A 7,495-nucleotide genomic window follows, 5' to 3' on the forward strand; every position below is an offset into this window, starting at 1 on the left:
TCAGAATACCGTCTAATTACTTTGTCATTTTTGTACATAATGTTTAAAATTATGTAGCCTTTATTCAGGACGGGTCAGCATTATGCACAACGATCTCGTATAAGAATAGTAGCGGGTTTTATGCACTATCTTTTCGGCAAATTTACGACTTTTGCTCTGTGTAAAAACCTTTATTTTAATTCTTTAGCCGCTATTATTTTTATACATTGTTGTAGCCAGTTATTTTTTTATTTATTCTGTCTGTAATATGTAAAAAAAGCTTTTATAAGTAAGAATGGAAAGATTATAATAACTGAACCCCAAAGGTTGCTTGGTGTAAATATGTCGGGAAAACTACGTATTACGAAAAACATTAATAAAGCACCAAGTATAATTGAAATATGAAGTATAAGCATATTGGGTGTGAATATTCCAAACATAACTATTACTGCTTGTTGTGTTCTGTGAAGTAGTATGCGTTCTATGGCTACAAATATTAAGTTAAGTACAAAAAAGGTATTTTTAAAAAACAATATTTCCATATTCATTAATGTAATTTCCTCATTTTTCCAGCTGGAAATAAAACCAAAAAAGACTACAATAAACACAAAATATATTCCCATTGGGAAAAGCGAAGGTAAAATATTGCTTTTTTTAGAAAATCCTAATATGGCATTTGAGTTACTTTTATAAAATAGGCGGTCAATAATAATGCGCAATAATTCATTGCACCAAAAAAAATAGAGCATATAAAATATGGTGGTTTTTCCATTTAAAATGGAAAGTATTGTAAAGAGTGTGAAAACCAAAAAATCCCATTGAGAATAGTGTTTTATATGTTTTTTAATAATGGAATGCATTGTTTAGGTTAGTTTAGGAATTGATTTTTAGTTTTCTTCGTTTCAACATATATCGTATAAATAGTATGATTAAAATAGCAATTATAATACCTGGAAGATACATTACAAAATAGGTTAATAGTATTGGTAAAAAACCATTAACTGTAGGTTTTACGTTATAAGGGTTGCCTAACTTTATGGCTTTGTACTCAATGTTATTTTTAGGTAAAGCACTTAAATCATTTATAGATAGGTATAAACTGTTAGCTTTAGAAAGTATATTTTTAAATAAAAACTTATCTTCTTTATTATGATAGCTAATCACTAAATTGTCTTTTGGGGTAGGCGAAAAGTTGTGTTTTTCACCACTAAATAATTTATATTTTTCGCTGTATTTAAAATTGAAACCTGTAGACATTCCGTTTATATCTGTTGGCAGTAATCCATCCATTAACTGTATATAAAACGCTGCGTTTTCAATTGGTGGCTGCCATACACAGCCACTTTCTAACAGATAAATAAACGCATTTTTATTATCAACATTATAGCCCTTTCTTACTTGCGCATTATTGGTGTTTACTATAAAATAAACTTCAGCTATTTGTATTTCGTTGGGTTGAAACGTCATTTCCCACACTTTCCAATTGTCGCTAAATGGTGTAGGATTTTTATCGTTATTATTAAGCTCTGGATAAGATTGTTTAAGTAATGGTAACCAGTTGCCTTTGGCTTTTATTTTAAACGCATTTAATGAATCTATACTAACCTGGTTTAAGTTTGTTTCTCCGCCAGCATAAATGCCATTTACAGGATATCCCATTTTAAACTGTAATTTGTCTTTAGTGGTATTACGAAACCAGTAGACGCCTTTTACAACCGCAAAACCTTTGTACAATTGAATGTAAATTTGCTCTTGTTGCATTTGCACCTTTTTAAAGCTAAGAGAATCTTCGGGATGTAGCATTGTAAAAACAGTGCCGCCAGCGTTCCAAACACCTGGTTGAGCTGCATTGCTATATAGCTTATGGCTTATAAAAAATATAAGCACGAATTTTAACGCTATTTTGACAAACACCGTTTTCATAAATTTTCTAAATATTGTGTTCCTTCATCTATACTAACACCTACTAAGTTTTTAAGAAAGGTTGCTTTGTGTAAGTCTATAATAGCGTTTGCCTTTAGTTTGTTGTATATTTTTTCTGAAACGTCAATATTTTCAACATTTGTTATCACTCTAAATTTAGTAGAGTTAGTATTTGAAGTCATTGTTAACTTGTCGGTTACTTGTATCGTAGTTATTTGTTTTAGATTTCCGTTTCTATTGAATTTTACATACTTATTAATTAGAATAAGAAATTTAATTGAAGTATAAATAAAGGCTATTATTACAGGAATTAAAAAAATGAAAATTCCTTGCCAAAGAGTAAACAATAAAATGCTGTAAACAATTATGTAAATTAATGTTCGTCTTACTTTTTTAAAGAATATTTTTTTCACTAAATCAATTTCACTTTGGCGCATTGGCTTGGTAATGCTTTTACTTTTAAAAGGAGCAGAATAAAATGTATTGGCAGCAATTGTAACTGGATTTTGATTTTTTTCTAAAATAGTAAAAGCTAAAACTTCTTTGTTTTTTGGACTAGACTCTAAATACACTTTATCGTTAACGTTTACTTTTGTGTATTTTGAATAGGGTACACTATGTTCGTTGTTATCAATACTTATATAATAATAGGTTCTGCTAGACTTGTGTCTTGTATTTGTTCCCATTCTGGTATTATAACTTCTTGATTTAGTAGTGTGTTTGTCTACACGCTTATCGGTAACAGCACCTGTAAAACAGTGTTTAATACCTCGTTTTAAATCGATATAAGTATTCCAAAATATATAAGAAAAAATACCAGCAAAGAATAGCAGAAATATAGAAAACATAATTATAGGAATCCCACTGAAATCATCTGGTTTTATAACAAAAAAATAGATGAAAGAAAATATGGCACTGGCAACACCTAAGAACAAAATAGCAAATAGGTACTGCTTTCTAAGTTTATTTCTGTCTTGAGGGGATAGTGGTTTTATTTCAAAATTTGTATGCGTCATTTACTAAATGTTATGGGATATTTATAAATGTAATATCTTCTTTAAACTCTGAAAATATGTTTTTATCGAAAGCTGTACTGCCTACAACGTTATTATTTTTAAATGTTGTTTTATAAAAACTAACGCTAGAAATGGTTTTAGTTTTTATATCAACTATTGCTTCAGCATATTTTATTTTATTGCCTGAAGCATCTTTTTTATACTTGTAAATTTTTATTTCAAAAGGGATTACTTTGTCTAAATTTTTATCGTAAAACTGCCAAGTTTGGTTACAATGTTTTTGTAAATTAAACGGAAGATTGTCTTTAGGCGCTTCTTGGTTAAATCGTTGAATGCCTTTATCTAGTTTACTTTTAACACGCTCGTCGTTTATAAGCTCAAAACCAATGTATACGTTTTCATTATAGATATGTGCTTTATAATGGTTTTTTGGCGCTATGTAAGAGAAAATTTCTTTATTCTCTAAGTAAAAATGATTGGAAATAACATTTGTTTTGTCAACTTCTTTCTTAGAATATACTTTTTTAAATAAATGTTCTTTTTGGGTATAGTGATGTGTGATTACAGTTTCATCTACATTACTGCTAATTTTGTGAAGCAAATTGTCTTTATATTCGAATTTTACGGTATTCGTATTTCCGTTATTTAAACGAATTTGTTCATTGATTAGATAATCATTGTCATCATAGGTGTAGTAATGCTTTTTATTTAGTGTAGAATTACTATACTTCCCAGATTTTTTGTGTAATCTCCCTTTTTTATAAGTGTTTTTTTCTTTTCCCCAAGACTTGTTTTGCTTATTTCGGAGCTCATAGCTTTCCATAGCACCTTCATTGTTAAAGCTGTAGCTACTAATTTCTAACGCCACTGCACTATCATTTTCAACATTGTAGGTGGTAATTTCAACTTGTTTGGTGTTTGATTCAAATTCATAATCCTTTACATTTATTTGTGGTAAGGATTGAGCTAAAAAGGCAGGTGAATTCAATAATAGAATGCACAAAACCAATGGTTTATTAATATATAACATTATTGTTGTTTTCAATTATTCATACGTTGAAAATATTTTGCTTCTTGTCTAAAATAGTCTCTCATATCTTTTGGAGCATTAGCTATTACGTAGTCTAAAGTTTTCTTATCTACTGCCATAACAGTTCTAAAAGCCAAATATTTATTTACATTATAAATTTCGTTCAAAACTCTTAAAAACACTTTGCGGTCTGATTCACCTTCAGCTTTATTTTCTCTAATAACTTGTCCTAAATCTGTTATATGTTGTGAGATATTATCTTTGTTATTGTTAAATGAATTAATAAATGTCCTGACTTCTGGTGATACGTTTCTATTACTTACATCTACTTTACCTATATACTTGTAGTTGCTTTTTTTGTTTGATGTGATATTTGTACTGTTAGTAGATGCATTGCCATTGGCATAATCAATAACTAATTTTCCTTCTTTAAATTCTCCATAGGTTGTAACATTTGTTTTTTTATCTAGTTTTACACCAAGTCCTGTAATAAATCCATTGTGAGCAAAAGCACCTTTATAGACATAGGTGTTTGTATAAAATTGACCTGTATAATTAATTTTACCCAAATCATCCCAATCGCCCATATAACTATTGCCGTTAGTCCACATATAAGAGCCAGCTTTGTATGGCTTACCGTTTTTAAACAATCCCTCATAAACATCACCTTGATCGTAGGTAATAGATCCATAGCCATTGGTACAATTACCGAGACAATTTCCACTAGACTTACCGTTAGAAAAGTCGGTTAAAAGATTGGTTACCAATTTTCCCTCGTTATAGATACCAGCTTCAACAGTTTCTCCATTTTTTACAAAATATCCATAACCGTGTTGTTTTGTATCTTTCCAATGGCCATAATAGTGTAAGTTGTTCTGTTTCCAGTGGTAAAGGCCATAACCATCGAGTTGACCTTCAAGGTAATTACCACTATAAGTGTCACCATTGGCGTAAACAAACTCTCCATAACCGTTAATTTTTCCATTTTTAAAAAAACCCTCTACTTTGGCACCGCTTTCATAAGTATATGTTCCGTAACCGTCTGCACAATTTCCTGATATACACGAACTGTTTGATGATTTGTTTTGTGATGAAGATGAATTATTGGTAGTAGTGGTGCTTGTAGCTAGCTTATCATTAGAAGGATTAAAATAACGTCCTATGTTAAATAGCAATGGCTTTGCGTTACTATAATCTTGAGCAACATAAGTAGCTACACCATTAACAGCATATACTTGGTCTTGTGTGTTAGCAATAATGCCTTTGTAAGTTACAGATACTTTTTTTCCTTTATGATAAAAGGCAATGAGAGACTTTTCTTGGTTTAGTACATACCATACTTCTCTGCCTTTATCTGTCATAGAAATGGCAGGGTATGCCTTGGTTTCATTATTTGTATTTACTAAAGCATTTTCGGCAAAATAAACGTCATCACTTTTGGCATCAATTAAAATAATATTTTTATATTGAGTTTTGAGTTCCCATTTTCTATCGGAAAACATACCGGTTTTTCCTTCTTCTATACAAATTGCAGTTTTTCCATCACTCACAATTATATTTTGTGCGTTAATTAAATGCTTAAAGGGTATTGAAACTTTTAAAGATATCCACTCATCAAAAGCATTTGGGGCAATGTAATATGTAGATGTTAAAGGATTAAAAAAAATATAATCATTATTGAATCTGCAAAATAAGTTTGTATTGTCTAATTTCCCATTAATGTATAAATGAGGCATTGCAAGCCCTCCTTTTAAATTTTGATCTCCGGTTGTTGTTTTTATTACAGCATTTTTTTTAAAATCCTTATATTCACTATGGTAAATTATACTTCTTGTATATTGGTTTATTAAATTACCTGCTGTGTTGGTTTCTGTCCTAGTGATCCAGTTGCCTTTTTCATCGTATTTATATTTAAAAAAGGTTTTCTCACTGTTTAAAGTTAATTTTCTTTCAGTTAATAGACCATTTGTATAGTATTCTATTTTAGTGGTTGGCGCCTTATCTTTTACTTTAGACACGATAGTTACCATTAATAAATCACCTTGTTTTTGGTAACTGTATTCGATAGTTTTGTAGGCAAATGTTGCTTTTATTATTCGGTTATAGTTGTCATATTCATAAATTCTACCCTCGTCGTTTATTAAATTTCCATCTGCATCATATGTAACGACTGTTGTTTTTCCATCAGGATAGGTATAAGTAATAGGTCTGTTTTGCTGATCCCTTTTTATACGGTAACTGTTATCAAAATCTAGCTCATTTCCATTGGTATCGTAAAAGGAGAAGTATTCTTGAAACACATCTCCTTTTAGTTGCGTGGTTTTTAAGTTAGCACCTTTTGGTAATGGGTTTACTGGGGCATTTATCCAATTTATGTTTTGCGCAAATGAAGATGAGAATATTGTTATTAATGTTATTATTAAAATACTTTTATGCTTCATAAACTTTTAGTTTTGGTTAGCAATTTATAGTAGTTATATGATTTAAAAAATACGACAGATTACGTATTTTTTTGTTTATGTGAATGAAATTCTTTTTGGTTAAGTTTCAGAATAGATAACGGTTTTGTTTAATTGGCTACAACGTGTTCGTGTTATGGCTAGTTGCGTTGGCGAGAACTAAGTTAACAAAAAGAAACGAACCAGTAGGAAAATCCGATAGGATTTTCCTAGTACACACAGACCAGCAATTAGTTATACACGTTGTTACCCAACGTTTTTATTTCGAGAGTTGATAATTATTCACTAGAACAGAAGCTGAAATATGTAAAATCCTTTCCAATTCTCTAATCATATCGACAGTCAATCTTTTTTTTCTATTTAAAATTTCTGATACTCTGCTTTTTCCACCAATAACTCCAATCAAATCTTTCTGTTTGAGATTCATTTCTTCCATTCGAATTTTAATTGCCTCAATTGGGTCAGGTGATTCAATTGGAAAGTGTTTGTTTTCGTAATTTTCAATTAACATAGATAGTATTTCTGCTTCATCTCCTTTTTTTGAATTAGGAGCAGCATCAAAGATTAGCTCAAGTCTTTCTAGAGCTTTATCATAGTCTTTTTCAGTTTTTATTGGTTTAATTTCCATAATTCAACATTTTAAATTGTATTAGCATCTATTTTATCATAATCAGCGTGAGTTCCAATAAATCGAATAAAAGCCCATTGTCTGATATAGTTAAACTTTACTACCAGTCGATATGAATTTCCTTTAATATTGAAAACAACTCTACTATTTTTTAAGATACTTGCATTTATATAGGTTTCTTTAACTTCATTCGGAGAACTCCAATTAGAGTTTTTTGCAGTTTCGTACCAAGTTTTTAGATATTGTTCCGAATCTGCGTGTTTTTCCCAAAATTCACGTAAAGTTTTTTTCGCTATTATTCGTTTCATATTTTATTGTCTAATGCAAATATAATACAAAAGTTCTCAAATAACGAACTTTTATTTATTTTTTTAATGTTGGGTAACGTGTTCGTGTTATGGCTAGTTGCGTTGGCAGGAACTAAGTTAGTAAAAAGAAACGAGCCATTAGGAAAATCCGC

General features: G+C 30.1%; 7 protein-coding genes. All 7 read right to left on the reverse strand.

Translation table 11 applies throughout. From position 1 onward, the window contains the following. Positions 1-227: 227 nt before the first annotated feature. The 7 genes from ACRHNM_RS16010 to ACRHNM_RS16040 all read right to left on the reverse strand — a co-directional run bounded on the left by ACRHNM_RS16010 (position 228) and on the right by ACRHNM_RS16040 (position 7,343). Positions 228-839 carry a hypothetical protein gene (locus tag ACRHNM_RS16010; protein ID WP_431137649.1) on the reverse strand — a complete coding sequence of 204 codons (612 nt, stop codon included), beginning with the start codon at positions 837-839 and terminating at the stop codon, positions 228-230. Between the two features lie 13 nt (positions 840-852). Further along, positions 853-1,740, reverse strand: a complete 888-nt coding sequence (locus ACRHNM_RS16015) for a hypothetical protein (protein WP_431137650.1) — start codon at positions 1,738-1,740, stop codon at positions 853-855. Between the two features lie 158 nt (positions 1,741-1,898). Beyond that, a complete protein-coding gene (locus ACRHNM_RS16020) occupies positions 1,899-2,918 on the reverse strand; it encodes a hypothetical protein (RefSeq protein ID WP_431137652.1) in 1,020 nt (339 codons plus the stop codon). A 10-nt stretch (positions 2,919-2,928) separates the two neighbouring features. After that, complete coding sequence (locus ACRHNM_RS16025) at positions 2,929-3,948, reverse strand: hypothetical protein (protein ID WP_431137653.1); 1,020 nt, start codon at positions 3,946-3,948, stop codon at positions 2,929-2,931. A gap of 11 nt (positions 3,949-3,959) precedes the next feature. Beyond that, positions 3,960-6,389, reverse strand: a complete 2,430-nt coding sequence (locus ACRHNM_RS16030; RefSeq protein ID WP_431137654.1) for a hypothetical protein — start codon at positions 6,387-6,389, stop codon at positions 3,960-3,962. Positions 6,390-6,666: 277 nt separating this feature from the next. Continuing rightward, positions 6,667-7,035 carry a helix-turn-helix domain-containing protein gene (locus ACRHNM_RS16035; protein ID WP_431137655.1) on the reverse strand — a complete coding sequence of 123 codons (369 nt, stop codon included), beginning with the start codon at positions 7,033-7,035 and terminating at the stop codon, positions 6,667-6,669. Between the two features lie 11 nt (positions 7,036-7,046). After that, positions 7,047-7,343 carry a type II toxin-antitoxin system HigB family toxin gene (locus tag ACRHNM_RS16040; RefSeq protein WP_431137656.1) on the reverse strand — a complete coding sequence of 99 codons (297 nt, stop codon included), beginning with the start codon at positions 7,341-7,343 and terminating at the stop codon, positions 7,047-7,049. Positions 7,344-7,495: the final 152 nt, after the last annotated feature.

Origin of the sequence: Psychroserpens mesophilus, assembly GCF_050617655.1 — a bacterium.
Lineage (GTDB): Bacteria > Bacteroidota > Bacteroidia > Flavobacteriales > Flavobacteriaceae > Psychroserpens > Psychroserpens mesophilus_A.

What these genes read in the sequence shown, in the direction of transcription:
- ACRHNM_RS16010 (WP_431137649.1), bottom strand. Translation starts at nt 839, where the DNA reads ATGCATTCCATTATTAAAAAACATATAAAACACTATTCTCAATGGGAT.
- ACRHNM_RS16015 (WP_431137650.1), bottom strand. Translation starts at nt 1,740, where the DNA reads ATGCAACAAGAGCAAATTTACATTCAATTGTACAAAGGTTTTGCGGTT.
- ACRHNM_RS16020 (WP_431137652.1), bottom strand. Translation starts at nt 2,918, where the DNA reads ATGACGCATACAAATTTTGAAATAAAACCACTATCCCCTCAAGACAGA.
- ACRHNM_RS16025 (WP_431137653.1), bottom strand. Translation starts at nt 3,948, where the DNA reads ATGTTATATATTAATAAACCATTGGTTTTGTGCATTCTATTATTGAAT.
- ACRHNM_RS16030 (WP_431137654.1), bottom strand. Translation starts at nt 6,389, where the DNA reads ATGAAGCATAAAAGTATTTTAATAATAACATTAATAACAATATTCTCA.
- ACRHNM_RS16035 (WP_431137655.1), bottom strand. Translation starts at nt 7,035, where the DNA reads ATGGAAATTAAACCAATAAAAACTGAAAAAGACTATGATAAAGCTCTA.
- ACRHNM_RS16040 (WP_431137656.1), bottom strand. Translation starts at nt 7,343, where the DNA reads ATGAAACGAATAATAGCGAAAAAAACTTTACGTGAATTTTGGGAAAAA.